The organism is Vibrio clamense, assembly GCF_050337905.1.
GTDB classification, from domain to species: Bacteria; Pseudomonadota; Gammaproteobacteria; order Enterobacterales; family Vibrionaceae; genus Vibrio; species Vibrio cortegadensis.
On sequence record NZ_JAKJTJ010000021.1, the window covers coordinates 158191 to 182538 of the forward strand.

Consider the following 24348-nt stretch of genomic DNA (forward strand, 5'->3'; position numbering starts at 1 on the left):
AAATAATATCCTTCTATACTTAAGTTACTTGAATTTGGTCTGATCGAAAAAATGAAACGGACTAAAAATGAAAAAGCCCTGAATACTCAGAGCTTTTTATCTTGGATTAGTTTCGTAATCAACTAAAAAATTTAGTGACCACCTGAAACTGCCGATGTTGCGGATGGAATATGGTGAGAAATCCAACCTGCATCGTAAAAATAAGCTGTGGATGGTTCTAAGAAGAACACGATACCGACCAAACCAACAACAGCTAATACAACCGTATATGGAAGTGCCATTATGACCATTCGTCCGTACGACAAACGAATAAGTGGTGCTATCGCTGACGTTAGTAGGAATAGGAATGCAGCTTGACCATTTGGCGTTGCAACTGAAGGTAAGTTAGTACCTGTATTAATGGCCACCGCAAGTAAATCAAATTGATCTCGGTTGATTAACCCTTCAACTAACGCTGTCTTCACTTCGTTGATGTATACCGTTCCTACGAACACGTTATCCGACACCATAGAGAGCAAACCGTTTGCGAGATAGAAAAGCGCCAGTTGCGTTCCTTTATCTTCAACGGCAAGTACTGAGTCGATGATTGGCTTAAAGAGTTCTTGGTCGATGATTACAGCAACAATCGAGAAGAAAACCGCAAGTAAAGCGGTGAACGGAAGTGCTTCTTCGAATGCTTTTCCTAAAGAGTGTTCTTCAATCACGCCAGTAAATGCAGTGGCAAGAATGATAACAGAAAGGCCGATAAGACCAACGGCAGCTAAGTGCATCGCTAGACCAACAATTAGCCAGACCGCAATCGCGCCTTGAATCCAAAGTTTTGCTACGTCCTGATTAGTGCGGCTCTTACGCTCTGCTGTATCAAAATCGACTAGAATCTTACGTACGTTATCTGGCAGTTCAGCGCCGTAACCGAAGACTTTTAGTTTCTCAACTAGGATACAAGTGATAATACCGCAAATGAATACTGGTACCGTCACTGGAGACATACGAATCAGGAACTCACCAAATAACCAACCCGCTTGATCGGCAATGATTAAGTTTTGAGGTTCACCAACCATTGTGGTTACACCACCTAGGGCAGTACCAACACCAGCATGCATTAGAAGTGAGCGCAAAAATGAACGGTAATTTTCTAAATCGTCACGAGTTAGCTCAGAAAAATGCTCATCTTTCGTATGATCATGCGCTGAGTTAGTTCCTTGCCCAGAAGCAACTTTGTGATAAATCGAGTAGAAACCTACAGCTACACTGATTACGACGGCAATCACGGTTAGTGCGTCTAAGAATGCTGATAAGAAAGCGGCTGCAAAACAGAAGGCAGCAGCGAGCATTGCTTTAGAGCGAATACCAAGTAGGATTTTGGTGAAAATGAACAGAAGTAGCTGTTTCATGAAGTAAATACCGGCAACCATAAAGATCAGCAATAGTAGTACTTCAATATTGGCAACAAGTTCGTGTTTAACTTGTTCAGGGCTTGTCATTCCGATGGCTATTGCTTCAATTGCAAGTAACCCACCAGGTTGTAAAGGGTAGCATTTTAGTGCCATTGCAAGCGTAAAGATAAACTCTACAACGAGCAACCAACCAGCAGTAAACGGGTCGACATAGAAAAAAACGAATGGGTTTATAATAAGAAAGGCAATGATGGCAAGTTTATACCAATCAGGTGCTTTACCAAGGAAGTTCTTGATAAACGCATTTCCGAGTGACATCGGCATGTTAATACTCTTAATGTTAGTAATGAATAGACATTGCAAAAGTGTTTGAAATTCATATAACGGAGTTGTACTAGATATCCATTATAAAACAGCGACTTAGAAAAATAACAACGCTATGGTTTATTATGTAATTTTGCCAAGTCACTTCCTAGTAATTACAAGCACTCCTTGCTTCGCACGCAACTCTACTCTTAGATAACATTTAGTCAACAAGAATTGTACCGACGTACGATATAAAGGCAATTTTTGTTAAAAAACGCGATCAGAGTAGTGTGTGCTTCTATAGATGTTTATGAAAATAGCGCATGGGTATCATAATCGTAATTAAGCATTCAAAAAAGATATTTAAAGCTATCTCTAAGAGAGATTTTTACAAAATTACATTGCAGATTGAGATTTGACAAATGTGACTAATATATCGGTTAATTTGTCGATTTTGTGTATTTAAGGGGGAGTGCCAAAATCTTTATCTGGACTTAAAAAATTGTAAGGCTCTAAATTGTATTAGAGTTTGTACTCTAAATGTTTTTGTGCTTACGATTCACTGAGAGAGGTTTCCGCTGACACAAAACTAGTGGTATGATGAGTCTATCAATATAAAAAATTATAATCGGATACCAATATAAATGGTCATTAAGGCAAAAAGCCCTGCCGGCTTTGCAGAAAAGTACATTATCGAGAGCATCTGGAATGGCCGCTTTCCACCGGGTTCAATTCTACCCGCAGAGCGTGAGTTATCTGAATTAATTGGAGTGACACGAACCACCTTACGTGAAGTTTTACAGCGTTTAGCTCGTGATGGTTGGTTGACTATCCAGCACGGTAAACCAACGAAAGTAAACCAGTTCATGGAAACATCAGGTTTGCATATTCTTGATACTTTGATTTCCCTTGATAGCGACAATGCGACAAGCATTGTGGAAGATCTTTTGGCGGCTCGCTCTAATATCAGTCCGATTTTCATGCGCTATGCGTTTAAAGTGAATAAAGAAAGTTCTGAACGTACGATTCAAAATGTGATTGAATCATGTGAAAGTCTGCTTGCTGCTGAATCTTGGGATGCGTTTGTTGAGTCTTCTCCATACGCCGACAAAATTAAGCAAAGCATTAAAGATGACAACGAAAAAGATGAACAGAAACGTCAGGTTATCTTGATGGCGAAAACGTTCAATTTCTATGATTACATGCTGTTTCAACGATTAGCCTTCCATTCCGGGAACCAAGTTTATGGCTTGATTTTTAATGGTGTGAAGAAGCTATATGATCGCATTGGCAGTTACTACTTCTCTTGTCCGCAATCTCGTCAGCTAGCGCTGAAATTCTACCGTGATCTTCTTGAGATTTGTCAAAGCGACGAGCGCGATCAACTGCCAGCCTTAATTAGACAGTATGGTCTTGAAAGTGGATATATTTGGAACGAGATGAAAAAAACGTTACCAACTAACTTCACAGAAGATGATAGCTAAGAATCCCAATCGCACTGTTTGATTTCTTTCGAATTTGTACCAGAAAGGTCAACACACTGTATTTACAAAGCGTATGATTTTAAAGCGCATTGTAGCGTTTGAATAGTTATAAAAAAGCCAGTATCTCAATCAGATACTGGCTTTTTATTTGGTACGGCTTAGATGTGGACCAAGCCCTCCAGCGTGATTACATTACACGCATGCCAGGCTGTGCGCCTTCATGTGGCTCAAGGATCCACAGATCGCTGCCACCAGGGCCAGCGGCTAGGATCATGCCTTCTGACATGCCGAACTTCATTTTACGAGGTTTTAGGTTAGCAACCATTACGGTTAGCTTTCCTTCAAGCTCTTCAGGTTTGTACGCTGACTTAATACCAGAGAATACCTGACGGGTTTCACCGCCGATGTCCAGTTGGAACTTAAGCAGTTTGTTAGCCTTTGGCACTTCTTCACAAGAGATAATGCGAGCAATACGCATATCAACTGCAGCGAATGCATCGAACTCAATCTCATCAGCGATTGGATCTTTGTCTAGCTCGGTTTGGCTTGCTTTGTTCTTTTCTGCTTCCGCTTTCTCTTTCGCTGCAATTTCAACAGCAGCATCTTCTTTTGATGCTTCAACCATCGCTTCTACTTTCTTCGGATCAATACGAGCAAATAGAGCTTTGAACTTAGTGATTTCATGAGACGTTAGCGGTTGTGCAATACATTCCCACGTCAACGTTTCGTTTAAAAACGCTTCAGTGCGAGCAGCAAGCTCTGGCATTACTGGTTTCAGGTATGCCATCAGTACGCGGAACAAGTTGATACCAACAGAAGAAACTTCTTGTAGCTCCTGCTCTTTACCTTCTTGTTTCGCTAGAACCCAAGGGGCTTTTTCATCAATGTATTGGTTCGCTTTATCAGCAAGAGCCGTAATTTCACGAATGGCACGGCTAAATTCACGTGTTTCGTAAAGTTCAGCAATGCGCTCAGAAGCTGCTACAAATTCAGCGTAAAGCTCAGGTTCTGCAAAGTTGTCCGCCAGTTTGCCTTCAAAACGCTTAGTAATAAAACCAGCGTTACGAGATGCAAGGTTAACGATCTTGTTTACAACATCAGAGTTTACACGTTGTGTGAAGTCTTCAAGATTTAAGTCTAGATCGTCAATACGGCTGTTAAGCTTCGCAGCATAGTAATAACGTAGGCATTCTGGATCTAAGTGGTTTAGGTAAGTACCCGCTTTGATGAATGTGCCTTTTGACTTAGACATTTTCGCACCGTTTACCGTTACGTAACCGTGAACGAATACGTTATTTGGCTTACGGAAACCAGAGCCTTCAAGCATTGCAGGCCAGAACAGACTGTGGAAGTAAACAATGTCTTTACCGATGAAGTGGTACAGTTCAGTTTTGCTGTCTTTGTTCCAGTACTCATCAAAATCAAGGTCATCACGTTTGTTACATAGGTTTTTAAATGAACCCATGTAGCCAATTGGAGCATCTAGCCACACGTAGAAAAACTTGTCTTTTTCACCTGGAATTTCAAAGCCAAAGTATGGCGCATCGCGAGAAATGTCCCACTGTTGCAAGCCAGACTCAAACCACTCTTGCATCTTATTTGCAGTTTCGTTTTGAAGAGAACCTGAACGAGTCCACTCTTTCAGCATGCTCTCAAATTGAGGAAGATCGAAGAAGAAGTGTTCTGAATCTTTCATTACAGGTGTTGCACCAGAAACCGCTGATTTAGGTTCAATCAGTTCTGTTGGGCTGTAAGTTTCACCACAGTTATCGCAGTTATCGCCATACTGATCCTCAGACTTACATTTCGGACATGTACCTTTCACGAAACGGTCAGGAAGGAACATCTCTTTTTCAGGATCGAATAACTGAGAAATCGTGCGGCTAGAGATAAAACCGTTTTTCTTCAGCTCAAGGTAGATATGAGATGCAAGCTCGCGGTTCTCTTCACTGTGAGTGCTGTGATAATTATCAAAGCTGATATCAAAACCTGCGAAGTCTTTTTGATGCTCTTCGCTGACTGCTGCGATCATCTCTTCTGGAGTAATACCCATCTGTTGCGCTTTAAGCATAATTGGCGTGCCGTGAGCGTCGTCAGCACAGATGAAGTTTACAGTGTTGCCACGTAAGCGTTGGTAACGTACCCAAATGTCAGCTTGGATGTGTTCAAGCATATGACCTAGGTGGATAGAACCGTTAGCGTACGGAAGGGCACAAGTTACCAGCAGTTTCCTTGAAGAAACGTTTTTTGGGTCAGTTGCCATACTTAATATTCGCTTTACTAGATAGGGATAAAAATTGATTGTTGATATTACCTTATGCGCCGCCTGACTCCAAGGCATGAGAGTGAGTAATACCTTAGTTTTTTTAGGGTTCTGTCAAAATCAATGAGGTGGTAGCATGAATAAAAAAGGAGCTTATATGCGTCAGTTTACGAGTAAACAAGATTTCTGTGATTGGTTGAATCAGTATCAGCATCCACTGCTGATTGAAAATTGGGCAAGTAGCGTGGGTATTGTCTCGGTGAAAGCGACAGGTACGTTTGATATCGCGATTCCATTTGCCTCCAAAGTGCTTCAGCAGTCTTTATCGACATGGATTGCAACAGAACAAGAACAGAAGAATGTAGCACCTTTTGAATATACGGTTTCTTGCGTAGTTAAGTCATTAGAGACAGAAGTGACTCAAAGTATAAAAGGGGTCAAAAATATAATAGCAGTCTCTTCTGCCAAAGGCGGGGTAGGGAAATCGACCACGGCGGTCAACCTTGCACTATCACTGGCAACCAGTGGCGCAAAAATTGGTTTACTGGATGCGGATATCTATGGACCCTCTGTCCCAATGATGATCGGCAAGGTAGATGCAAAGCCAAGTGTTCGTGATAACAAGTGGATGCAGCCGATAGAAGCATTTGGCATTTATACTCACTCAATTGGCTACTTGGTTGATAAAAATGAGGCGGCAATCTGGCGTGGACCAATGGCATCGAAAGCATTAGCTCAATTGCTAAATGAGACAGAGTGGCCAGAGCTCGATTACTTGGTGATCGATATGCCACCGGGTACAGGAGATATTCAACTCACTTTATCTCAACAAATTCCAGTGACAGGTGCTGTGATCGTTACAACGCCACAAGACTTAGCATTAGCCGATGCACAAAAAGGCGTGGCGATGTTTGATAAGGTGCATGTACCTGTTGTCGGTGTCGTCGAAAATATGAGCTATCATATCTGTAGTCAGTGTGGTGCAAAAGAACATATATTCGGACAAGGTGGGGCGGCGCAGATGGCCTCGGAATTTGGGTTGTCAGTATTAGCTCAGATACCACTGCATATTGATGTAAGAAATGACATCGACATGGGGAAACCGACGGTGGTATCAAGACCTGATAGCGAACATGCGCAGCAATATCAGCTACTGGCTGATCGAGTTGCATGCAGCCTGTTTTGGCAGGGAAAAGTTAAGCCTGATGCAATTAATGTTATGACGATTAGCTAATAATGTGATCACATCACTAATTTAGGATTTTATATGGTCTTTAATTGTACAAATACAATAAATACTCTGACTTAGGTCTCATCCTGACTAGTATCTGTTGACTGAAGTCCCTATAATTAGGCGGTTTATCTATTCCTATCACCATACAGTATTGGGTGCACAAATAATGTCTGATAATAATCAATGCGTCATCGTAGGTATCGCGGGCGCTTCTGCTTCTGGAAAAAGTCTGATCGCGAGCACCATTTATAATGAGCTACGTGAAAAAGTAGGCGACCATCAAATTGGTGTTATCACGGAAGATTGCTACTACAATGATCAAAGCCATTTGAGCATGGAAGAGCGAGTGAAAACTAACTATGATCATCCGAGTGCACTTGATCATGACCTACTATGTGAGCATTTAGAGCAACTTATCAAAGGCGAAGCTGTAGATGTGCCAGATTACAGCTACACTGAGCATACACGTACTGAAAATTCAGTGACGTTGACGCCAAAGAAAGTGATCATTCTTGAAGGTATCTTATTACTGACTGATCCACGTCTACGTAGCCTAATGCATGCGACTATTTTTATGGACACACCTTTAGATATCTGTTTACTACGCCGTGTTAAGCGTGATGTAGAAGAGCGTGGTCGTACAATGGACTCTGTTCTTAAACAATATCAAGAAACAGTACGCCCAATGTTTATGCAGTTTATTGAGCCGTCTAAGCAACATGCGGATATTATTGTGCCTCGTGGTGGTAAGAACCGTATCGCAATCGACGTATTGAAAGCTCACATCGCTAAGTTGCTGAAAAGCTAAGTCATTAAAGCGAAGTCGCTATCAGTCATTTGCATAGAGTCAAATAACTATAGTGATCTTACCGACGTTATCATTATTTCAATTTGTTAGGTTGACAGAAAATTGTCTTAAACCTGAACGAGTTGAGTAAAATGAAAGCTGAATGTAAGTTGCATTTTTTATATAATAAGTGGCACTTTATGTGCCACTTTATTTTTGGATATTAATCAAGGAAAACGCTTATGAAAAAGTTACTGTTGTTCATTAGTGTGCCGATTTTCGTCATTGTTCTTGCAGTGGCCGCACTGGTGTTATTCGTCAATCCAAATCAATTCAAGCCACTTATTACTGAACAAGCACAAAAACAGACCGGACTGGAACTTAATATTTCCGGAGATATCGGCTGGACGTTTTTCCCTACCATTGGTTTTGAAATGGGGAAAACAGAGCTAAAGAATCCACAAGGGTTCAGCAACGATACTTTTTTCAAAGTAGACCGCGTTGGTATTGAAATAGATGTGACGCCACTGTTTAGCCAACACCTGAAGATCGGCAATATTTATCTAGATGGCGCTGAAGTTCATCTGGAAACGCTAAGTGATGGTAAATCTAACCTTGATGCGCTTACTCAAACTTCTTCAACCGCCCCTTCTGAAACCGTAGCAAATGAGAATCCGGCTCAAAGCGATGAGCAACCAACAGCCTCATCTAGCAGTGCATGGTCTATCGATTTAGCTGGCATTACAGTCACTAACGCGCTTCTTGAAATTCAAGATCATAAAGCCAAAACGTACACAAAACTCTATGATGTCGGCTTTAGCATGTCTGAGTTTAAAGCAGAACAGTGGACATCGATTCTTTTTGAAGCGAAAGGTAAAAATAATCAGCAAAATTTTACAGCCAAAGGAGAAGCTGAGCTTAAGCTTTCTAAAGGCTATAAGGAATATGCGGTTAGAGACATTGCATTTGATGCCACATTTGATGATGGCGTGAATATGATTAAAGACGCAAGAATCACGTTAGATCGATTTGAATTTGATCAGCCAAACTCGTTAGGTTATAGCGTTAAAGGTAACGCTGCGGATCTTGCACTTGATGTGAAAGGTGACGCAGTATTTTCTATTGATAGTGCAGTCTCTCTTCTTGCGGTTGAGTCACTCACACTAGATTCATCTTTTGTTGGAGATAGCTTGCCGCAGTCGCCAATGAAAATACAGATGAATTCAGACTTTAGCTTTGACATTAACAAAGGTTATTTGGACTTCGTTCTAGAAAAACTGACCCTAAATAAAATCCAGTTAGATGGTAAAGCGAATATTACGCTTGCTGATATTCCTAAAGTACGTTTTGCACTTCATAGTCCAAATATCGATTTAGATGAGTTTTTGGGGCTAGGGCAAGCAACGGACAGTAACAATAAGACGGACTCGGCAGGTAACGAACCATCCCCAGCGAAAGCAGGGCCTGAAGTTGAACCCGATCTGAGTGCTTTAAAAGGACTTGATGTTAAAGGCAAGATTACCATCGACAAATTTAAAGCGAACAATGCTCGAATGCAGAGTGTGAATACTGCGTTTTCTATTAATCGTGGTGTGGTTGATCTGCAATCATTTAGCTCAAACCTTTATCAAGGTTCAATTACAGCAAGTGCCCGATTAGATGCTCGTAAAGTGCCAGCGACTTATAGTGCCAAAAAACAAATCATCGGCGTTAAAGTTCAGCCATTGCTTAAAGATGTGGCGAACAATGATAAGTTGGAAGGAAGCGGTAACATCAACGTTGATGTAAAAGGTAAAGGCTTAACGCCAACAGGCATAAAGAAAAATATTAGCGGGACGATCAAAATTAACTTTGAAGATGGCGCGGTAAATGGGATCAATGTAGCTCAATTGATTCGTACTAACTATGCCAAAATCAAAGGTGAAGAAGTTAAAGAGGGTAGCGAAGCTCAAAAGACTGACTTTAGTGCGATGACCGCGACGTTGACATTGAACAATGGTGAAGTCTCAACAAACAATCTAAACATGCAATCGCCACTGCTTCGGATCCACGGTGAAGGTAAAGCCAATTATATTAGCGAGACGGCTGACTTTCTAGTGAGAACATCGATTGTTGGTTCACTTGAAGGGCAAGGTGGTCAAAATATTGATGATCTTAAAGACGTAACGATCCCTGTTAAAATTACGGGAAAATGGGCAGACCCTAAGTTCAAACTTGTTTTTGATGATGTTTTAAAACAAAAAGCGAAGAAAGAGGTTGATCGTGGTGTTGAAAAACTCACCGATAAAATTAAAGACGAAAAGACCAAAGAAGCCGTCAATGGATTGTTGAAAGGTCTGTTTAATTAAGTCTGCTATTCAGATTCAACTTTAATAGATAAACGTCCCTGGATAGGGACGTTTTTTTGATCGCTAAATATTCGATGGCTAAGCACTAACAAGATAAGCACTCAAAGGTAATCGATTTACCAATCGACGCCTTTCAGGGCTTTAATACCTGATTCAAAAGCATGCTTTACATTTCTGACTTCAGATACGGTATCCGCAAGCTCAATGAGGCTACGGTGTGCCGCTCTGCCAGTGATAACAACAGATTGCATCTTAGGACGCTGCGTCAGTGCTTCAATGACTTCGTCGAGGTCGATGTAGCCGTAAGTGACCATATATGTCAGTTCATCCAGTAGCACCACATCAATAGAATCATCTTGCAGCATGCGTTTGCACTCTTTCCACACTAACTGTGCGGCATCGGTATCCGATTGCTTGTCTTGAGTCTCCCAAGTAAAGCCTGTTGCCATCACTTGAAATTCAACCCCAAGCTTTTCAAGTAAATTTCTTTCGCCATTATCCCAAGTTCCCTTGATGAATTGAGCAACAGAACAATTTAAGCCATGACCAGCCGCTCTTGCGACGGTTCCAAACCCGGAGGTTGATTTTCCTTTGCCGTTGCCAGTGATCACAAGCAGTAGCCCTTTCTCTTCTTGCGCTGCCGCCACTCTTTCATCAACCTGATCTTTTACTTTCTGTTGGCGCGCTTTGTGTCGAGCTTCTTTATTGTCATCAATTGGCATAGGTATTCCTTTTCAGCCTAGTTTTTCAGAATAGTTTCCTTGCATGATAACGCAATGTTGGAGAGCTAAAAACCTTCAAAATTTGGGTGAATAGGCGCTAAGTTTCCTCTGTTGGTCAATAGAGACATATACAAAGAAATAATACAGGCAGATGTCGAGGTCTAAGAAGGTGGGGGCGGCAAGCCATGAGGCATAAAAATGATGAGATATAAAAACAAAGAGGTATAAAAAAGGCCAATGCAAATCGCATCGGCCTTTGATAGGTATAATCTAGATTAGCCAGCAAGTAAGTCGGTTGCAACTTTATAGCTAGGGTCTTCTTTTACATTGATTTCAACAAGGCTGCCTGCTTTATGAAGAAGAGCGCGGCAATCTTGGCTCAGGTGACGTAAATGTAGAGTCTTTCCTAACGCCGTGTAACGCTCTGCAATGGTTTCAATTGCTTCAATTGCTGAGTGATCAGTCACACGAGAATTTGCAAAATCAACGATAACGTCTGCAGGGTCATTTTGTGCGTCAAAAAGTTCTAAGAAGTTTGCCGCAGAGCCAAAGAATACAGGGCCGTGAATTTGGTAAACTTTTGAACCTTCTTCGTTTAGTGAACTGCTTGCGTAGATATGTTTCGCATGTTGCCAAGCAAACATAAGCGCTGAAGCGACAACACCTACTGCTACTGCAACGGCTAAGTCAGTCATTACTGTTACAACGGTAACCAAAACGATGACAAAGAAATCTTGTTTAGGTACGCGACGTGCAAGTTTAAATGTTGCCCATTCAAATGTACCAATTACAACCATAAACATTACGCCAACTAATGCCGCTAGAGGAATCATCTCGATTAGGGCAGAAGCGAATAGGATGAAAATCAGCAGAGCAACAGCAGCCACAATACCTGATAAACGGCCACGGCCACCTGAGTTAATGTTGATCATCGATTGACCAATCATTGCACAACCACCCATCGCACCAAAAACAGAACATGTCATGTTTGCGATACCTTGACCAACACATTCACGGTTACTTTGACCGCGAGTATTGGTCATTTCGTCTAGTACTGTCAGTGTTAGCAATGATTCAATTAAGCCGATAGCTGCAAGAATAACCGCGTATGGCAAAATGATCTGTAGCGTTTCTAGAGTAAATGGTACAGAAGGGATTGAGAATGTTGGTAGTGAACCAGCAAGCGTTGCTGCTTCATCGCCCGACATGGTGCGTAGGAAATCCACAACAGTACGTGTTTCTAGATCTAGGCCAACGACAAGCGCCGTTACCGTGACAATCGCCACTAGAGAAGACGGGACAGCAGTCGTTAGCTTAGGAAGGAAATGGATAATACCCATCGTTAGAGCAACTAAACCAAGCATGATCGTCATTTGACCACTAGGAAGCCAAGTTAACGCTCCAGACATATCAGGCGCTTTAAATTGTCCTAGTTGTGCTAAGAAGATAACGATAGCAAGCCCGTTAACAAAACCGATCATTACTGGGTGCGGAACAATTCGGATGAATTTGCCAAGCTTAAATATGCCCGCTGCGATTTGCAGGATACCTGCAAGTAATACGGCTGCAAATAAATACTGAACACCATGTGTTGCGACAAGGCTGACCATTACAACAGCCATTGCGCCTGTTGCGCCAGAAATCATGCCTGGACGACCACCAAAGACTGAGGTAATTAAACCAACAATGAAGGCTGCGTATAGACCAACCATTGGGTCAACACCGGCAACAAATGCAAATGCTACGGCTTCAGGAACAAGAGCTAATGCTACTGTTAAACCTGATAACACATCGTTTTTTACAGAGTGTTTCGAAAATTGGGGGAATTCAAACATGGGGGCTCAGTATGCTAAAGATGGATTTTACCCGACACAAATTTCTATACGCGTACTAAACAGTGGTGGAAAAGAGCTGCATAAGAATCTGGTGTCGAGAACTTAAGTCGGCGCATGCTACCTAAAAGTGTGACTAAGTTCAAGAATGAACCGCATATTGGCTAAAAATCGTCACAAATACATGATCTTCATCATGTCTCTATTTTAGACCAAAAAAAACGAGCCGCACATAATGCGACTCGTTTGTTTCAGATATAGTGCTTTAGACTATATGAGGCTAGGTTAGTAACCTTGTGGCTTGGTCATTCCTGCAGATGCGCTGCTACGAGCGACTTGGCTACCAGCCCCTTTCGGTTGGTAACGCTCTGCTTTAAATGGTGCAGCTACGACTTCAATCTCTTTTAAAGTTTGAGGGCCTGGTGCACTTGCCATTGCTGAACCCGCCTGAGATTTAACACCCTTAACGGCTGCTTTAACCACTGGCTTAGATACAGCTGGTTGCTCTTCAAGAACTACAGCTGGCTTTTCTTCAACAGTAGGTACTTCAGTGATAGGAGCTTCAACCTTAGTTTCGATAGTCTGAGTTTCGACAGTCTTAGTCTCTTCAGTATTCGCCTCAACAACCGCTATTGGAGCTTGTTCAACCGTTGCTTCTTCTGCAACGCTTGTCTCTTCAATAGCAGGAGTCTCAACAACAGGAGTCGTTTCAACTACGGGTTCAACTACAGTTTCTACTTCAACTGTTTCAGCTTTTGTTTCTGCAACAGAAGCCGCTACAACTGCTTCAACCGTCTCTTCACGCTTGATGATCACTTTACCCATTGCTGTTTCAGGGAAAGCGTAGCCACCTAATGGAGCATTTTGTTCAACAGTCTCGGTATTAACCACTTCTTGTTCAACTTTAGGTGCAGCATGGTGATGAGGCTTAGGTACGTACATCGGCATTACCTTACCCATTGCCATCTCAGGAGAGGCAACACCACCTGGACGAAGGCGGAATGGATTTGGTTTGCGATCACGACCACGACGACGACGTTGACCACTTGCTCTTAAGTGACGAGGAGAGCGGCGGTTACGACGTTGTTTCGGTTCTTCTTTTTGAACTGTATCGTTAGTCGCTTCAACTTCTATTTTTTCAACAGCTTGTTTCTGTTGTTGAACTTCCGCTTGAACTTGAGTTTCTGCTTCAACTTCTGGTTTTTTACCATTAACGCGAATCTGCTTATTCAATTTACGACGTTGACGGCGCTCTTTGATTTTTGCAGTTTTCTCAACAGGTTTAGCATCTCGTTTTGCGTTAGTGTCAGCAGACGGTGCAGCGTTTGCTTCAGCAGCAAGTTGTTGGCCCTGTTCAGCTAGCTTAGATGGCGCTTTAACTTCCGTTTTCGGCTTGTTGCGGCGATCTTGGCGTGGCTTGCGGTTTTGTTGTTGACGAGGCTGTTGCTCATTCGCTTTGTTGCCTTGCTCTTCAGTTTGCTCTTCGCGTGCAGGTTTACGGCGACGTTTGTTATCGCGGTTACCATTGTCACGAGAGTTACGACGACGTTGATCATTACGATCGCGACGTTGACGATTGTTCTCTTGTTTTGGCTCTTGCTTAACTTCTTCTTTCACTTCTTCTGAAGGGCTAGATAAGAAATTAGTCAATGCTTTAAAGAAACGACTGAATAAACCAGGCTGAGAATCTGTTTTTTCTTCAACTTTAGCAGGTTTAGCTGCAGGTGTTGGAGCGGGTGCTGGTGTTGGCGCTGATTGTGCTGGCGCGGCAAACCCTTTTAATACAGGTTCTTCAATTTTCTTCGGTTTGATGTCAATTTCAACAGGCTCTTTGCTTTCCGCTTCTTTCAAAGCATCCAGTTTTTGAGGCAGTAGGTAAGATAACAGATCGAACTCTTCACCTTCTCTCACTCGAATTACTTCGAAATGAGGTGTTTCCATATCAGAGTTCGGAACAACCGTGATCTTCACACCTTGATTCTTCTCGATGTGATTTACTGAGCGACGTTTTTCGTTCAGAAGATAAGAAGCGATTGGAACCGGCACAACAGCAAGTACTTGTGCTGTGTTGTCTTTCAGAGCTTCTTCTTCGATAAGACGTAGAACAGATAGTGCTAGAGATTCGTTATCACGTACAACACCAGTACCCGTACAACGAGGACAAATGTGGTGACTTGCTTCCGCTAGTGATGGGCTCAAACGTTGACGAGACATCTCAAGAAGGCCAAAGCGTGAAATGCGACCAATCTGAACACGAGCGCGATCTAAACGAACAGCATCACGTAGACGGCTTTCAACTTCACGTTGGTGACGAACTGGCGTCATATCGATAAAGTCGATAACAACTAGACCACCTAGGTCACGTAGACGTAATTGACGAGCAATTTCATCGGCCGCTTCTAGGTTAGTGTTAAGCGCAGTCTCTTCAATATCGCTGCCTTTTGTTGCGCGTGCGGAGTTGATATCGATAGAAGTCAGTGCTTCAGTTGGGTCGATTACGATAGAGCCACCAGATGGAAGGCGAACTTCACGTTGGAAGGCAGATTCGATCTGGCTTTCAATCTGGTAGTGGCTAAACAGTGGCACCTCACCATCGTATTTCTTAACACGATTCATGAAATCAGGACGAATCAACTGAATATGAGCTTGAGCACGTTCAAAAATAGTATTGCTATCAATTAAGATTTCGCCAATGTCGCGACGTAGGTAGTCACGAATTGCACGAACGATTACATTACTTTCTTGGTGAATCAAAAACGGAGCTTGGTTAGTCTCAGAGGCTTGTTTAATTGCACCCCAGTGATTAAGCAGTACATTTAAGTCCCACTCAAGCTCTTCTGCACTTTTACCAACACCAGCTGTACGGACAATAAGCCCCATACCTTGAGGTAGCTCAAGAGTGCTTAATGCTGCTTTAAGTTGCGTGCGTTCATCACCTTCGATACGGCGAGAAATACCGCCAGCACGAGGGTTATTTGGCATAAGAACTAAGTAACTACCCGCAAGAGAAACAAAAGTTGTTAAAGCAGCGCCTTTGCTGCCACGTTCTTCTTTTTCTACTTGTACAATTACTTCTTGGCCTTCTTTTAGCACTTCTTTAATGCTTGGACGGCCTTGGTAGGTATAACCATCAGGGAAGTATTCGCGGGCAATTTCTTTAAGAGGTAGGAAACCGTGTCTTTCTGCACCATAGTCGACGAATGCCGCTTCTAGGCTTGGTTCAATACGGGTAATACGTCCTTTGTAGATATTCGCTTTTTTTGATTCGTGGCCTGGGCTTTCGATATCAAGATCGAATAGTCGCTGACCATCAACCAAAGCGACACGCAACTCTTCTTTTTGAGTTGCGTTAATTAACATTCTTTTCATTTTAGAAATTCTCGTTGTCTTTTCTTTTATTTTGATCTTATCGCTTTATTTCGTTTCTCATGGTGCCTGATCCCACGGCTTTAACGTTGCAACCTCCCGGCTGGAAGGGATGCTCTAGGGCACTTCAGTCATCATAGGTATGTTGCCTATGATCCGCGATGTGGCGGTGAATACTCAACATGAGTTTACGATGAGTAGAGCGATAAGGTGACTTAGCTCTTCGTGTCTTACGCCGGTTGCTGCACTGGATACTAAGTTTTCTACTCAATTATTATTGCTTGTCGATAACTGACGAGTACAAAAAACAATCAATTAATCAATAGCAGCTGAGAACTATAACAGTGGAGGGAATTCACAGCAATCTGCTTTGTTATAAACAGGCAAAATAAATATTTTTAGGTTCTTTTTTGAGCTGAGTAAGCCTATGTTTATATAGGGTTTAAAGACAATAAACGCACATTTGTGCTAAATAAGGGCTATTTTTATACACAGCTTTTTAGTTCTCATAAATTTTGATGCAAAAATCAGCAATATTTGGCAAATTGGTGACAGTAAAAGAGAAGTAAGAAAATGTGATGTGATAGACATTTGAGTGATACAATAACGGCATGAGTGAAATTAGAACTAAAGTCCAATTTGTCGATATTGACGACGATATGGCTGGTCAACGTATTGATAATTTCTTACGAAACCAACTAAAAAGCATCCCTAAAAGCATGATTTATCGAATCGTGCGTAAGGGAGAAGTCCGTGTAAATAAGAAGCGAATTAAAGCTGAATATAAGTTAAAAGCTGGAGATATAGTTAGAATTCCGCCAGTAACGATTGAAGAAAAAACAGAAGACAACGTTCCAAATACCAAATTGAATAAGGTCTCTGAATTAGAGCATGCGATCATCTTCGAAGATGATCATATGTTAATTCTGAATAAACCATCTGGTACTGCGGTACATGGCGGAAGTGGTTTAAAGTTTGGTGCAATCGAAGCATTAAGAGCTTTAAGACCTGACGCTCGCTTTCTGGAGTTAGTCCACCGTATAGATAGAGACACGTCTGGTATTTTGTTAGTGGCGAAGAAGCGTTCTGCGTTACGCCACCTGCAAGCACAGTTTCGTGAAAAAACCGTACAGAAATATTATTTTGCTTTAGTGATGGGCGCTTGGAAATCGAGCTGTAAAGTTGTGAATGCGCCACTGCTTAAAAACGAAGTAAACAGTATTGTTCGAGTTAACCCAAACGGAAAAGCGTCTGAGACTCGTTTCAAAGTGTTGGAAAAATTTGCAGATGCGACACTTGTGCAAGCGAGCCCTATTACCGGGCGTACGCACCAAATTCGTGTACATTGCCAATATGCCGGCCACCCAATTGCATGGGATGACCGATATGGCGATCGTCGATTTGATGCCTACACCGGTAAGGTTGGTCTCGGCCGTCTGTTTTTGCATGCCGCGAATATTAAATTTGTTCACCCGGGATCGGATGAAAAGATGGACATCTCGGCACCGATGGAAAAACGTCTCGAAGAAGCTTTAACGGGGTTGCGACGTTTATGATAAAACGGTGACGCCTTGCTCCTCTAGCATATCGATGAGAGTGATAAGGGGTAAACCGATCAGAGCATTTGGATCTTTGCCTTCGAGTTGTTTAAAGAGGGCAATGCCTAGACCTTCGCTCTTGAAGCTTCCAGCACAATAGTAAGGTTGCTCTGCGTCAACATATGCTTCAATCATGGAACGGCTGAGTTGACGAAAATGAACGATAAATGTATCGAGCTCAGTAGTGCAATGACCTGTCTCGGTATTCCAGAGTGAGATGCCGGTATAAAATGTAATACTTTTGCCGCTCTGAGCTTCTAGCTGGGAAATGGCATTTTCTCTGTTGTGCGGTTTACCAACAATTGTATTATTGATAACACAGACTTGATCTGAGCCTATGATTAAGCTTGGTTCAGTAACGGAACATGATTTAGCTTTTTCCTCTGACAAGCGCATCACTAAGTCCTGAGGAGACTCCTGTGCTAATGGTGTTTCATCGCAATCTGGCTGAGCAGTAATGAAAGGCATAGCTAACTTTGAGAGTAACTGCTGCCTAAATGGTGAAGTAGATGCCAAAACTAGTTGGTAATTTTTCATTTTAATTTACAATTATTTCGAGTTCTTGCTGAAGGATATACGAACTTATGTCCGTCTTCATAACTCTCTTTGCGGGAAGGGGAGAAAAGTACACTTTTTTCTTCTTTTCCTTTGACTAAATACATTTTGGAAGATAAGATTCGCGCCCTATGCAAAAGGTAAAAATACCGCGCTCGGTAGACCCGGGTAAAACGGCACAAAAGAGATTGGATTTAGTTGGAGTTATTCAACCTAGTCTTTTTAAACGTTTATCTGAATCTGTTGAAAGCGTAAAACGCGACGCGCAAGTCTCATTGTCATTTGGGCTTGATGAACAGCGATTAGTCGTTATCTCTGGTAAAGCTAACGTCGAAGTCGATTTAGAGTGTCAGCGTTGTAATGAGATTTTCGCACATGAGTGCGAAGTACAATTCACTTGTACTCCCTATTATAGTGAGGAAAGTGAAGAGGAAGCACCGGAAGAGTACGATTTGGTAGATCTGAACGAGTACGGTGAAGTAGATCTCATACAACTAGTTGAAGACGAGTTCATTCTTGGATTGCCACAAATAGCAATGCATGACGAAGCGAATTGTAGCGTTAACTCAAATAATATGGTGTTTGGTGATATTCCAGAAGAAATTGTGGAAGAGAAACCGAATCCATTTGATGTTTTAAAAAACTTAAAAAGCTAACTTATTTATAGGTAAGTGTTTTTAAGAATTTACATAGGAGTAGGGTCAATGGCCGTACAAAAGAGCAAGAAATCACGTTCAATGCGTGGCATGCGTCGTTCACATGATGCACTAACTACAGCTGCACTATCTGTAGACGCAACTTCAGGTGAAACTCACCTACGTCACAACGTGACTGCTGACGGTTTCTACCGTGGCAAAAAGGTTATCAACAAGTAAGGTTGATCCTTTGCAAAATATAACCGTTGCACTTGATGCAATGGGCGGGGATTTCGGTCCTCGCGTAACAGTGCCTGCCGCCGTGCAGGCACTGTCGCATTTCCCAGAGCTAAAAGTGGTCCTTATTGGTGATCAAAATACGATCACATCTCAATTATCTTTACTTGATTGTCAGCCTCATTCTCGTTTGAGTATTAAGCATTGCGATCGAGTGATTTCAAACTCAGAAAAGCCCTCTCTTGCACTTCGAAACAGTGCGGGTAGTTCCATGCGAGTCGCCATTGATCTGGTTGCTGATGACGAAGCCGACGCATGTGTGAGTGGCGGGAATACTGGCGCCTTGATGGCTCTTTCTCGTTTTCGTCTTAAGCTTCTTCCCGGCATCGATCGCCCAGCCCTTGTTTCTGCTCTTCCTACCGCATCAGGAAAAAGAACGTGGATGCTCGATCTAGGCGCGAATGTTTCTAGTGATGCTGATTCTCTATTCCAATTTGCCGTAATGGGCAGTGCACTTGCTGAACAGCATTTAGGGACATCTGCGAGAGTCGCGATTCTTAATATTGGTGCTGAAGAGATCAAAGGCAATGATTTAGTCAAACGTTGTGCCGAAATGTTATCGCAAACACAATCTGTCAATTTTACTGGCTACATTGAAGGTAATCAGCTATTACAAGATAGTGCTGATGTCGTAGTATGTGACGGGTTTGTGGGTAATGTTTGCCTAAAAACTTGTGAAGGCACTGCACAACTCTTCATTGATAAATTAAAAACGCACATGATGGCGTCTACAATTAAAGGCTGGATAGCTAGAAAATTGTTTTCTGAGTTATTTTCTGAATTAAAAACATTGAACCCCGACCAGTATAACGGCGCAAGTTTGCTAGGATTGCGCGGCATTGTCATTAAAAGTCATGGAAGTGCCGATGTAAGCGCGGTTGTCAACGCGATAGGCGAAGCTTTGCACGAGGTCAAACGACAAGTACCAAGCCGTATTAGCGATCGTTTGGAAGCGGTTTTACTCGAGAGGCATTATTAGTTTTCATGTATAGCAAAATTTTAGGTACTGGCAGCTATCTGCCATCTAAAGTGCGTACTAACGCAGATTTAGAAAAAATGGTAGACACAACAGATGAGTGGATTGTAACTCGTACTGGTATTAAAGAGCGCCGCATTTCAGCTGATGATGAAACTGTTGCGGATATGGCTTTTTATGCGTCTGAGAAAGCAATAGAAATGGCGGGCATTGATAAAGACGCTATTGATCTGATTATTGTTGCAACAACCAGTAGCAGCCACACGTTCCCATCTTCAGCTTGTCAAGTTCAAGGTAAGCTAGGCATTGTCGGTTGTCCGGCATTTGATCTGGCTGCGGCATGTTCTGGGTTCGTTTATGCATTATCAGTGGCAGATCAACATATCAAATCGGGCATGTGTAAAAATGTCTTGGTTGTCGGTGCTGACGCGCTTTCAAAAACGTGTGATCCAACAGACCGTTCTACCATCATTCTATTTGGTGATGCGGCAGGCGCTGTCGTCGTTGGTGCGAGTGAAGAGCCTGGAATTCTTTCTACCCATATCTACTCTGATGGTCGCTTTGGTGAATTACTGAGCCTTGAAGTACCTGAGCGTGGTGGTGATGTCGATAAATGGCTTCATATGGCGGGTAACGAAGTATTTAAAGTGGCAGTAACTCAACTTTCGCGTTTAGTTAAAGATACGCTAGCGGCTAATAATATGGATAAATCTGAATTGGATTGGCTTGTACCACATCAAGCGAACTATCGTATTATTTCCGCAACCGCGAAGAAACTGACGATGTCTTTAGACCAAGTAGTGATGACCCTTGATCGTCACGGTAATACTTCCGCTGCTACGGTACCGACTGCGTTAGATGAAGCGGTCAGAGATGGTCGTATTAAGCGTGGACAGACGTTGCTATTAGAAGCATTTGGTGGCGGTTTTACTTGGGGCTCAGCTCTAGTTAAATTCTAGTTAGCATTAAAAAAATTAATAGGTAAAAGTAAGTCACTTTCACCTTTATTGCATTTATATATTGAATTTCTGAAGGTAAATGAAATGAGCAAATTTGCTATCGTATTTCCAGGTCAAGGTTCACAAGCTCTTGGCATGTTGGCTGATCTTGGCGAAAAGTATGATGTTGTTAAGCAGACTTTTTCAGAAGCGTCAGATGTGCTTGGTTATGATTTGTGGGCTCTTATTCAAGATGGCCCTGTTGAAAATCTTAACGAGACATTCAGAACTCAACCTGCATTACTTGCCGCTTCTGTGTCGATTTGGCGTGTATGGCAAGAACTGGGTTTAGAGCAACCTGTAAACCTTGCGGGCCATAGCCTAGGTGAATACTCTGCATTAGTGTGTGCTGGCGTTATTGATTTTAAACAAGCGATCAAGTTAGTTGAACTGCGCGGCCAGCTTATGCAAGAAGCTGTACCCGCTGGCGTTGGTGCAATGTACGCTATCATCGGTCTAGGTGATGAGGCGATTGCTAAAGCGTGTGAAGAAGCAGCGCAAGATGAAGTTGTGTCTCCTGTTAATTTTAACTCTCCAGGCCAAGTTGTTATCGCAGGTAACAAAGCAGCAGTAGAGCGTGCAGGTGTGCTATGTAAAGAAGCAGGCGCAAAGCGTGCACTTCCTTTACCTGTTTCTGTTCCTTCTCACTGTGCTCTAATGAAACCAGCAGCAGACAAACTAGCTATTGCGCTTGAAGCACTAGAGTTCAACACGCCAGCGCTGCCAGTTATCAACAATGTTGATGTAGCGGCTGAAACAGATCCTGCAAAAATTAAAGAAGCATTAGTTCGTCAACTTTACAGCCCAGTTCGTTGGACTGAAGGCGTACAAGCGATGAACGAACAAGGTGTTGAAAAACTTCTTGAGTTAGGCCCTGGTAAAGTTCTTACTGGTCTAACAAAACGAATCGTAAAAACTATGACAGCTGCAGCAGTTAATGATACTGCATCACTAGAAGCTGCTAAGTAAATAACCACTTAATAGAGAAGTTATGATGAATTTAGAAGGCAAAGTTGCACTGGTTACAGGCGCAAGCCGTGGTATCGGTCGTGCAATCGCTGAACTTTTAGTTGAGCGTGGTGCTAAAGTTATCGGTACTGCTACGTCTGAAGGCGGCGCAGATGCAATCAGTGCGTACCTTGGTGAGAACGGTAAAGGTCTTGCTCTTAATGTCACTGACGTTGACTCAATTGCTGCTACACTGAAAACCATCAACGATGAATTCGGTGCGATTGACATTCTTGTTAACAATGCAGGTATCACTCGTGATAACTTGCTAATGCGTATGAAAGACGATGAATGGAATGACATCATCGATACTAACCTAACGCCTATTTTCCGCATGTCTAAAGCGGTATTGCGTGGCATGATGAAAAAGCGTCAAGGTCGTATCGTTAACGTCGGTTCTGTTGTTGGTACCATGGGTAACGCTGGTCAAACAAACTATGCCGCTGCAAAAGCTGGTGTAATTGGTTTTACTAAGTCTATGGCTCGTGAAGTTGCTTCACGCGGTGTAACAGTAAATACCGTTGCACCCGGTTTTATTGAAACAGATATGACAAAAGCGCTGAATGATGAGCAACGTGCTGCTACACTAGCAAATGTACCAGCAGGTCGTTTAGGTGATCCTCGTGAAATTGCGGAAGCTGTAGTATTCTTAGCATCTCCAGCGGCAGCATACATCACTGGAGAAACACTTCACGTTAATGGTGGAATGTACATGGTTTAAGTCGTTGCATAAAATTTATGCATGATTTAGGTCAAAAATGTATGTATTTTCGGTTAAAATCGCGTAAATTGTGGTTTGACCAGCAAGGTCTTCCTTGCAACTTTTAAAGTTTTGAATAAACTACGGAAAACATCGCATAAAGCGAACTCTGTAAAGGAAAAGAAAAATGAGCAACCTCGAAGAACGCGTAAAAAAAATTATCATCGAACAGCTAGGTGTTGACGAAGCAGAAGTTAAAAACGAAGCTTCATTTGTTGACGATCTAGGTGCTGATTCTCTAGACACAGTTGAGCTAGTAATGGCTCTAGAAGAAGAATTTGACACTGAGATTCCAGACGAAGAAGCTGAGAAAATCACTACTGTTCAAGCTGCTATCGACTACGTGACCAGCGCTCAGTAAGATTCTCTCCCAGGCGGTCATCTAGACCGCCTGTGTTTTTTCTAAAGCCTTCTATCCCTCATATAGAACCCTTTCATCAATTCCCGGAGAGTAAAATCGTGTCCAAGCGTCGTGTAGTTGTCACTGGCATGGGTATGTTGTCACCGGTAGGCAACACTGTAGAATCATCTTGGAAAGCCCTGCTAGCTGGTCAAAGTGGAATCGATAATATCGATCATTTTGATGCCACCAATTTCTCAACTCGTTTTGCAGGTCTAGTCAAAGACTTTAACTGCGAAGAGTACATGTCTAAAAAAGATGCACGTAAAATGGATTTGTTTATCCAATACGGCATCGCAGCAGGAATCCAAGCCTTTAGTGATTCAGGCCTAACCATTACTGAAGAGAATGCACCAAGAGTTGGTGTAGCTATCGGTTCAGGTATTGGTGGTTTAGGTTTAATTGAAGCAGGCCATAAAGTGCTTTCGGAAAAAGGTCCTCGTAAAATCAGTCCTTTCTTCGTGCCTTCAACCATCGTAAATATGATTGCAGGTCACCTGTCTATCATGAAAGGTTTACGTGGTCCGAACATTGCAATCTCAACAGCTTGTACAACAGGCTTACACAATATCGGCCATGCAGCACGTATGATCGCTTATGGTGATGCGGATGCCATGCTAGCTGGTGGTGCTGAAAAAGCATCAACGCCTCTTGGTATGGGCGGCTTTGCAGCAGCAAAAGCGCTCTCTACTCGTAATGACGAACCGCAAAAAGCGTCTCGCCCATGGGATAAAGATCGTGATGGTTTTGTTCTCGGTGATGGTGCTGGCGTGATGGTTGTTGAAGAGTACGAACACGCAAAAGCTCGTGGTGCTAAAATCTACTGTGAAATCGTTGGCTTTGGTATGTCTGGTGATGCTTATCACATGACGTCTCCAAGTGAAGACGGCTCTGGTGGTGCACTTGCGATGGAAGCTGCCATGCGTGATGCCGATGTTACGGGTGAGCAGATTGGCTACGTCAATGCTCATGGTACATCAACACCAGCGGGTGATGTTGCAGAAGTTAAAGGCATCAAACGAGCACTTGGTGAAGCAGGAACTAAGCAAGTACTAGTCTCTTCTACTAAATCGATGACTGGTCACCTATTAGGTGCAGCAGGCTCTGTAGAAGCGATTATTACAGCGTTAACTCTTGTTGATCAAATTGTTCCGCCAACAATCAATCTAGATAATCCTGAAGATGATTTAGGTATTGATCTTGTTCCACATACGGCGCGTAAAGCAGATCTTACTTATGCTGCGTGTAATTCGTTTGGATTTGGTGGTACAAATGGTTGCTTAATCTTCAAAAAGATTTAAGTTAACCCAATAGGTCACATTTAGACTTGTTTTCGAACGGCTTGATGCTTAGCATTGAGCCGTTTCTTTGTTTGTGGGATA

Annotated in this window: 19 protein-coding genes; 13 read left to right on the forward strand and 6 right to left on the reverse strand. The window is 42.5% G+C overall.

The features are described from left to right. Positions 1–131: 131 nt before the first annotated feature. Entirely contained in the window at positions 132–1721 is a 1590-nt protein-coding gene (gene nhaB, locus L4C39_RS08425) for a Na(+)/H(+) antiporter NhaB (protein WP_017051300.1), read from the reverse strand. Between the two features lie 626 nt (positions 1722–2347). Between nhaB and fadR the strand changes: the two genes are divergently transcribed. Next, positions 2348–3187 carry a fatty acid metabolism transcriptional regulator FadR gene (gene fadR / locus L4C39_RS08430; RefSeq protein ID WP_017051301.1) on the forward strand — a complete coding sequence of 280 codons (840 nt, stop codon included), beginning with the start codon at positions 2348–2350 and terminating at the stop codon, positions 3185–3187. A gap of 187 nt (positions 3188–3374) precedes the next feature. Here the strand turns inward: fadR and metG are convergent, their stop codons facing one another. Then, on the reverse strand, positions 3375–5450 hold the full coding sequence (gene metG, locus L4C39_RS08435) for a methionine--tRNA ligase (protein WP_113795903.1): 2076 nt from the start codon (positions 5448–5450) through the stop codon (positions 3375–3377). 157 nt (positions 5451–5607) lie between these two features. Here metG and apbC point away from each other — a divergent pair, with 157 nt between their 5' ends. The 3 genes from apbC (at position 5608) to L4C39_RS08450 (ending at position 9819) form a co-directional block, all read left to right on the forward strand. Next, positions 5608–6684: an iron-sulfur cluster carrier protein ApbC gene (apbC, locus tag L4C39_RS08440; protein ID WP_371711113.1), complete on the forward strand. Its 1077-nt coding sequence runs from the start codon at positions 5608–5610 to the stop codon at positions 6682–6684. Between the two features lie 166 nt (positions 6685–6850). Further along, complete coding sequence (gene udk, locus L4C39_RS08445; protein WP_017051304.1) at positions 6851–7492, forward strand: uridine kinase; 642 nt, start codon at positions 6851–6853, stop codon at positions 7490–7492. 221 nt (positions 7493–7713) lie between these two features. After that, positions 7714–9819 (forward strand): AsmA family protein, encoded by a 2106-nt coding sequence (locus tag L4C39_RS08450; protein WP_429745372.1) that lies wholly within the window; start codon positions 7714–7716, stop codon positions 9817–9819. Between the two features lie 116 nt (positions 9820–9935). Here the strand turns inward: L4C39_RS08450 and cobO are convergent, their stop codons facing one another. From cobO to rne, 3 genes are all read right to left on the reverse strand, one after another. Continuing rightward, positions 9936–10541: a cob(I)yrinic acid a,c-diamide adenosyltransferase gene (gene cobO / locus L4C39_RS08455; RefSeq protein WP_429745374.1), complete on the reverse strand. Its 606-nt coding sequence runs from the start codon at positions 10539–10541 to the stop codon at positions 9936–9938. A gap of 275 nt (positions 10542–10816) precedes the next feature. Then, positions 10817–12376: a SulP family inorganic anion transporter gene (locus tag L4C39_RS08460; RefSeq protein WP_113795907.1), complete on the reverse strand. Its 1560-nt coding sequence runs from the start codon at positions 12374–12376 to the stop codon at positions 10817–10819. A 282-nt stretch (positions 12377–12658) separates the two neighbouring features. Further along, positions 12659–15742 carry a ribonuclease E gene (gene rne / locus L4C39_RS08465; protein WP_429745376.1) on the reverse strand — a complete coding sequence of 1028 codons (3084 nt, stop codon included), beginning with the start codon at positions 15740–15742 and terminating at the stop codon, positions 12659–12661. A 608-nt stretch (positions 15743–16350) separates the two neighbouring features. On the opposite strand from rne, the gene rluC reads away from it, so the two are divergent. Continuing rightward, positions 16351–17295, forward strand: a complete 945-nt coding sequence (gene rluC, locus L4C39_RS08470; protein ID WP_171756098.1) for a 23S rRNA pseudouridine(955/2504/2580) synthase RluC — start codon at positions 16351–16353, stop codon at positions 17293–17295. Here the strand turns inward: rluC and L4C39_RS08475 are convergent. Then, on the reverse strand, positions 17290–17874 hold the full coding sequence (locus L4C39_RS08475; protein ID WP_371711048.1) for a Maf family protein: 585 nt from the start codon (positions 17872–17874) through the stop codon (positions 17290–17292). The genes rluC and L4C39_RS08475 overlap by 6 nt on opposite strands. Positions 17875–18023: 149 nt before the next feature. Between L4C39_RS08475 and yceD the strand changes: the two genes are divergently transcribed. The 8 genes from yceD (at position 18024) to fabF (ending at position 24267) form a co-directional block, all read left to right on the forward strand. Then, entirely contained in the window at positions 18024–18548 is a 525-nt protein-coding gene (gene yceD, locus L4C39_RS08480) for a 23S rRNA accumulation protein YceD (RefSeq protein WP_113795911.1), read from the forward strand. A 48-nt stretch (positions 18549–18596) separates the two neighbouring features. Continuing rightward, positions 18597–18767 carry a 50S ribosomal protein L32 gene (rpmF, locus tag L4C39_RS08485; RefSeq protein ID WP_113795912.1) on the forward strand — a complete coding sequence of 57 codons (171 nt, stop codon included), beginning with the start codon at positions 18597–18599 and terminating at the stop codon, positions 18765–18767. A gap of 10 nt (positions 18768–18777) precedes the next feature. Next, on the forward strand, positions 18778–19803 hold the full coding sequence (gene plsX / locus L4C39_RS08490; RefSeq protein WP_171756096.1) for a phosphate acyltransferase PlsX: 1026 nt from the start codon (positions 18778–18780) through the stop codon (positions 19801–19803). Positions 19804–19808: 5 nt separating this feature from the next. Then, the gene (locus L4C39_RS08495; RefSeq protein ID WP_113795914.1) at positions 19809–20759 is read left to right on the forward strand and encodes a beta-ketoacyl-ACP synthase III; all 951 of its coding nucleotides are present in this window, start codon (positions 19809–19811) and stop codon (positions 20757–20759) included. Between the two features lie 84 nt (positions 20760–20843). Beyond that, positions 20844–21767, forward strand: a complete 924-nt coding sequence (gene fabD / locus L4C39_RS08500; RefSeq protein ID WP_429745380.1) for an ACP S-malonyltransferase — start codon at positions 20844–20846, stop codon at positions 21765–21767. A gap of 25 nt (positions 21768–21792) precedes the next feature. Then, complete coding sequence (gene fabG / locus L4C39_RS08505) at positions 21793–22527, forward strand: 3-oxoacyl-ACP reductase FabG (RefSeq protein ID WP_029203229.1); 735 nt, start codon at positions 21793–21795, stop codon at positions 22525–22527. A 166-nt stretch (positions 22528–22693) separates the two neighbouring features. Then, positions 22694–22927, forward strand: a complete 234-nt coding sequence (gene acpP / locus L4C39_RS08510; RefSeq protein ID WP_017051317.1) for an acyl carrier protein — start codon at positions 22694–22696, stop codon at positions 22925–22927. 98 nt (positions 22928–23025) lie between these two features. After that, positions 23026–24267: a beta-ketoacyl-ACP synthase II gene (gene fabF, locus L4C39_RS08515; RefSeq protein WP_171756093.1), complete on the forward strand. Its 1242-nt coding sequence runs from the start codon at positions 23026–23028 to the stop codon at positions 24265–24267. Positions 24268–24348 lie beyond the last annotated feature (81 nt).

Excerpts from the sequence above, each read along its gene's own strand:
- metG (WP_113795903.1), bottom strand. The coding sequence starts at position 5,450 with ATGGCAACTGACCCAAAAAACGTTTCTTCAAGGAAACTGCTGGTAACT.
- udk (WP_017051304.1), top strand. The coding sequence starts at position 6,851 with ATGTCTGATAATAATCAATGCGTCATCGTAGGTATCGCGGGCGCTTCT.
- cobO (WP_429745374.1), bottom strand. The coding sequence starts at position 10,541 with ATGCCAATTGATGACAATAAAGAAGCTCGACACAAAGCGCGCCAACAG.
- fabG (WP_029203229.1), top strand. The coding sequence starts at position 21,793 with ATGAATTTAGAAGGCAAAGTTGCACTGGTTACAGGCGCAAGCCGTGGT.
- rluC (WP_171756098.1), top strand. The coding sequence starts at position 16,351 with ATGAGTGAAATTAGAACTAAAGTCCAATTTGTCGATATTGACGACGAT.
- fadR (WP_017051301.1), top strand. The coding sequence starts at position 2,348 with ATGGTCATTAAGGCAAAAAGCCCTGCCGGCTTTGCAGAAAAGTACATT.
- L4C39_RS08460 (WP_113795907.1), bottom strand. The coding sequence starts at position 12,376 with ATGTTTGAATTCCCCCAATTTTCGAAACACTCTGTAAAAAACGATGTG.
- fabD (WP_429745380.1), top strand. The coding sequence starts at position 20,844 with ATGAGCAAATTTGCTATCGTATTTCCAGGTCAAGGTTCACAAGCTCTT.
- acpP (WP_017051317.1), top strand. The coding sequence starts at position 22,694 with ATGAGCAACCTCGAAGAACGCGTAAAAAAAATTATCATCGAACAGCTA.
- nhaB (WP_017051300.1), bottom strand. The coding sequence starts at position 1,721 with ATGCCGATGTCACTCGGAAATGCGTTTATCAAGAACTTCCTTGGTAAA.
- rne (WP_429745376.1), bottom strand. The coding sequence starts at position 15,742 with ATGAAAAGAATGTTAATTAACGCAACTCAAAAAGAAGAGTTGCGTGTC.
- yceD (WP_113795911.1), top strand. The coding sequence starts at position 18,024 with ATGCAAAAGGTAAAAATACCGCGCTCGGTAGACCCGGGTAAAACGGCA.
- apbC (WP_371711113.1), top strand. The coding sequence starts at position 5,608 with ATGCGTCAGTTTACGAGTAAACAAGATTTCTGTGATTGGTTGAATCAG.
- L4C39_RS08450 (WP_429745372.1), top strand. The coding sequence starts at position 7,714 with ATGAAAAAGTTACTGTTGTTCATTAGTGTGCCGATTTTCGTCATTGTT.
- rpmF (WP_113795912.1), top strand. The coding sequence starts at position 18,597 with ATGGCCGTACAAAAGAGCAAGAAATCACGTTCAATGCGTGGCATGCGT.
- L4C39_RS08475 (WP_371711048.1), bottom strand. The coding sequence starts at position 17,874 with ATGAAAAATTACCAACTAGTTTTGGCATCTACTTCACCATTTAGGCAG.
- L4C39_RS08495 (WP_113795914.1), top strand. The coding sequence starts at position 19,809 with ATGTATAGCAAAATTTTAGGTACTGGCAGCTATCTGCCATCTAAAGTG.